4 protein-coding genes are annotated in these 4,764 nt (G+C 46.2%); 2 read left to right on the forward strand and 2 right to left on the reverse strand.

From position 1 onward, the window contains the following. Positions 1-369 precede the first annotated feature (369 nt). Positions 370-1,155, forward strand: a complete 786-nt coding sequence (locus B2Z67_RS10330) for a LiaF transmembrane domain-containing protein (RefSeq protein WP_291529749.1) — start codon at positions 370-372, stop codon at positions 1,153-1,155. A 1-nt stretch (position 1,156) separates the two neighbouring features. Beyond that, positions 1,157-1,960: a LytTR family DNA-binding domain-containing protein gene (locus tag B2Z67_RS10335; protein WP_291529750.1), complete on the forward strand. Its 804-nt coding sequence runs from the start codon at positions 1,157-1,159 to the stop codon at positions 1,958-1,960. A 283-nt stretch (positions 1,961-2,243) separates the two neighbouring features. Here the strand turns inward: B2Z67_RS10335 and B2Z67_RS10340 are convergent, their stop codons facing one another. Next, positions 2,244-3,869 carry a flotillin family protein gene (locus tag B2Z67_RS10340; RefSeq protein WP_291529751.1) on the reverse strand — a complete coding sequence of 542 codons (1,626 nt, stop codon included), beginning with the start codon at positions 3,867-3,869 and terminating at the stop codon, positions 2,244-2,246. 23 nt (positions 3,870-3,892) lie between these two features. Continuing rightward, complete coding sequence (locus tag B2Z67_RS10345; RefSeq protein ID WP_291529752.1) at positions 3,893-4,390, reverse strand: hypothetical protein; 498 nt, start codon at positions 4,388-4,390, stop codon at positions 3,893-3,895. Positions 4,391-4,764 lie beyond the last annotated feature (374 nt).

Consider the following 4,764-nt stretch of genomic DNA (forward strand, 5'->3'; position numbering starts at 1 on the left):
GCGTTATCCGCGTCTAAAAAATGATAGTATAAACTAATTATGAACAGCTACTTATAAAAAATAACGGTTACTTGAGTTTTTTCTATTCCGTATATACTTCTTTTGCTTGTTTCCCAACTCCTGGTGTCGAAACCCCGGTTTTTTTTAAGCGCCTGCATAGAATACTTTACAGCCCAAAAGCCATTTGGACTGTGTTTGTTATTGTGATAGCTTGGCGGATTATCCGCAATTTTATTGGTTAACCGTTCTCTGAATTCACCGGATTTTATCCGTAGTTCATCGAATTCTCTGCTGTAATTCAGCAGGAAAGGCTGTATGCGGATAAATAAAAGTCTTACCTTTGAACCACAAATCAATAACAATAGAAATATGGAAAAGAAACAAGAATCCCAGTCCCATGCAGGCCTGTCAGCTAAAGTACTGATTGCTGCGCTTTTTATCATTTCCGGAATATTACTGTTTGCCCGCAATATGGCTTGGATTAGTTATGAACTGTTTGATGTCATTGTATCCTGGCATAGTCTGCTTATTATATTAGGTGTTTATACAATGGCGCACCGCCATTACATAAGCGGCATCATCCTGGTATTGATTGGCGCTTACTTCTTAATTGGAGGACTCTCGTACTTGCCGGAGAACTCACAAGCCTTTGTCTGGCCTGTGGCGCTTATAATTGCCGGGGTGCTTATTTTTGTAAAAGTGCGGCAGAAAGAATATTGGATAAACAAATACATGTGCCACAATCAAAAGTGGGCGGAAGGAAAAAGAGACCAAAGCCACATGAACGCGGATAATGGTGAACAACAAAACGTGTCGGAAGATGGTTTCCTGCATTCCAACACTGCCTTTGGCGCAACACGCCATGTTGTATTGGATGAGCTGTTTAAGGGAGCAAGCATTCGTACATCGTTCGGAGGAACCGTCGTTGACTTACGCCGTACGCACATCGCTCCCGGAAAAACATACATTGACGTCGACTGTTCCTGGGGAGGGATAGAATTGTTTATTCCTTCTGATTGGAAAGTTGTCATACAATGCAATGCCTTTTTGGGCGGTTGTGAAGACGAACGTTGGAAAGGCGCAAATATAAATCAAGAGTGTATATTAATAATTCGCGGAAGCATTTCTTTCAGCGGATTAGTGATTAAGGATTAATATGAGAACGCATCCCATAATAGACCATCCTTATTATTGGTTTCCGGCGTTTGTACTGATACTGGTTTTGGTAATTACCCAGGCAACCCTGTCTTGGGGATATGCCGGCGCCGAATGGTTCCCGGCTCTGATGGACGGAGTTGTAACAATCGGATGGTTTGCCGCACTGGCATACCTCGCCTGGTTTGTGACAGACCTCATATCAGTACCTCAAACAAGCATCATTGTGATTGTAGCAGGAATACTGTTATGGATTGCAGGGAGTTTCATGTTCTGCAACCTTATGGTTAAGATAACAGGGATACATTATATCTCCTTCGTCCTAACGATACCTTTCCGGCTTTTGTTCGGCATACCGGCGTGGATAGCAATCGTATTGTGGTATCGTTTGCTGGCAGTGAAGAACACGGAAGTGCAAAAGGAAGGGTTCGTTGCGCCACAGGAACAAACTGAGATACCGGAACAGCAAGAAGAAATAGTTGACCGTATTACCGTGAAGGACGGTTCGCGGATACATATTATTAAAGTAGATGAAATACTGTACATTCAGGCTTGCGGAGATTATACAACTTTGATAACTCCGGCAGGAGAATACATCAAAGACCAGACCATGAAGTACTTCGAGTCTCACCTTCCTGCCGATAATTTTGTACGTATCCATCGCTCTACGATAGTGAATGTGACACAAATCTCACGGGTTGAGCTTTTCGGCAAAGAAACCTATCAGGTGACACTGAAAAACGGAGCGAAGCTAAGAGTAAGTCTGACCGGATACCGGTTGCTGAAAGAGCATTTGGGAATATGATGGTTTAGCGGAATGGAGCTTCGCGGTGATTTACTCAGCTAACCTGAATTATTCATGCTTCAGGAGTTAGAGGAGTTATTACCCAACAAGTTGGCTTAGGAGTTAAAGCTGATACTAAGGTTATATGATTCACGGAGTATCGGCTTTAACTATTTAACTACTAACGAAGTGATAACTACTTTAGCTACAGTATGAATAATGCAGGATAGAAAAAAAGAAGCCGCCATCCATACTTTCCGGATAGCAGCTTCTTCTTTTCTATTTACTACTTTTCTACTTATTACTACTTCTTCTCCCCCTTCTCCTCTTTCGTTTCCGGATGAATAATTCCCTTCACCGTCTCACCGATAGGCAGTTTATCCAACACACCGAGGCTTGGGGCTACTGTCTTGACCAGCGTATTGAGGAAGTTGCTTGTACCTCCGTTGCCGCCGTCGAATACGGTGATGTTGCCTAAGTTCATGTGTTCGAAGGCCTTGACCTGTTCGCCGGCTATTTCCTTCCACTGGTCTACCATCTTGTACTGGATGGCGATGGCGGGGTTCGATTCTGCCGCACGCACCATTGCTTCAAAACCTTCGGCTTCGGCAAGCAATGACTTCTTCTTACCTTCGGCTTCGGCTTCCAGTTTCATGCGGATGGCTCTTGCTTCCGCCTCGGCTTGTGCCAATGTGGCTTTTGCACGGGCTTCGGCTTCACGAATCACTTTCTCGGCAACGGCATCCGCCTGAAGTATGGCTTCCTGCTTGGCTATTTCGGCAGGGACAATCTTGTCGGCTTTCAAAGAAGACTCTACCTTGCGGGCTTTGGCTTCTTCCACTTCTTTCTGGGCAATCTCACGGGCTGTCTGTACGGCAGCTTCCGAACGAGCGTGCGCTTCACCTGCCTGCTTGTCGGCACTGGCTCTTGTTACTGCCAACTCTGCGTCGGACTGTGCAACGGCTTTCTGCGCTTCGTTTCGTCCGATGGCTGCTTTCTTACCGGCTTCCGCCTGTTTGATTTCCATGTCGGAGTTCAATTCGGCAATGCGGCTTTCCTTCTCTGTGTTGGCTTGCTCAATGCGGATATTCTTTTCGGCCTCAGCCTTTGCTACCTGCGATTCTTTCTCGGCGTTGGCAATGGCTACCTGCGAGATTCTGTCCTTATCGGCATTCGCCACGGAGATTTCCTGCAGTTTCTTTGTTTCGGCAATGGCGATATCCTGGTCTTTGCGCGTTTCGGCAACCTTTGTTTCACGTTCCTTAATCTGTGCGGCAATCTTGATGGCACCCAGTTTCTCCTGTTCTTCGATGTTTGCCTGGGCTTCGTTCAACGCTTTACTTTCGGCTTCCTTACCAAGGTTGACGATATAGTTGGCAGCATCGCGGATGTCACTGATGTTGATGTTCATCAGGTAAAGACCGAACTTGCGGAGTTCCGTGTCGATGTTGTCCTTTACTTTGGCGAGGAACTTGTCGCGGTCGGAGTTGAGTTCTTCAATGGTCATGTCGGCAATAACCAAACGCATCTGACCGTACACGACGTCCGTAATCAGGTTCTGCTTGTCGTCCATCGTCAGTCCCAGCATACGTTCGGCGGCGTTCTGCATGACTTCGGTGTCGGTGCTGATGGCAACTGTGATGGTGGTGGGCACGTCCACGCGGATGTTTTGGGCAGAGAGTGCGCCGGTCAGTTTGCAGTCTATCTGCATCGGCTTCATCGACAGGAATTCGTAGCCCTGGATGATGGGCCATACAAATGCGGCGCCACCGTGATACAACTTGGCGGACTTCTTTTCGCCGCCCGTTTTACCGTACACTACCAGCACTTCGTCACTTTTACACTTACGGTAGCGAGAGAGGATACCAATAAAGGTAAGCAAGATAACCGCCACGAGTATGGCGGCCATAATCATCATTTCTTGTGTCATAAGATCCATTGTTTTGAGTTTGTTTATTTGATATAGAGTGTTCCTTCTTTATAGGTGGTGATGACGGTTCTGTCGCCCGTCTGGTAAGCTTTGTTCGTTTCGGACACAACGTCTACCTCGCGCATGGCGCCGTCGCGACTTACCTGCACGGTGTATTTGCCGTTGCCTTGCCCGAAGTAGATGGTGCATTCGCGTCCCACGAGTTGCTCGGTCTTTTCCGTCTTGTTGACCTGTTGCAGTTGGTAGGCTTTCTTATAGAGAAACCACACGGCGTAGACGAAGAACAGGCCTATCAGGATAGCTATTCCATAGCTCAGGATGTCAGTATTTCCAATCAGATACATGTACCAGCCGAAGCCGATGCCGAAGTGGGTAAGTCCTTTGAAGGATATTACGCTGCTGATGTCGGCATCTACATCGAGGTCCGTATCAATGTCTCCGAAGAAGATGGAAAGGACAAACTGTATCACAAAAATACTTGTTGTGACAAGGGCGATAATCAGGAATATATTACTGCTCATAGTAATTGGGGATTAATGTGTTTTACAATACATCGGTAAATATACTATCCAAATATAGGCATTTGCGGAACACGCACAAAGAAATCGTTTCTTAATTTAACAAAATTTCTTGAAGAGGGGGCAATATTGCGTCCGGCACGAGGGGCAACCGGGAGAATTCAGCGGAAGAGCGGGTATGCAGCCGATACGGGATTTTGTTTTGTTTATTGAAATCACGGGCTTCACTCCATATTTGCCGAAAAGCCCGTTTACCTCCATCCGGAGCACTGTCTGGGAGGGGTAAGTGAGTATATGATTGAATAGGGTTCGGTCGTATACTGAAATAGGTTCAGTCGTATACTAACCTGTATGATTCATACTTCAGGAGTTAACGT

The organism is Bacteroides sp. UBA939, assembly GCF_002293435.1.
In the GTDB taxonomy this organism is placed as follows: domain Bacteria; phylum Bacteroidota; class Bacteroidia; order Bacteroidales; family Bacteroidaceae; genus Bacteroides.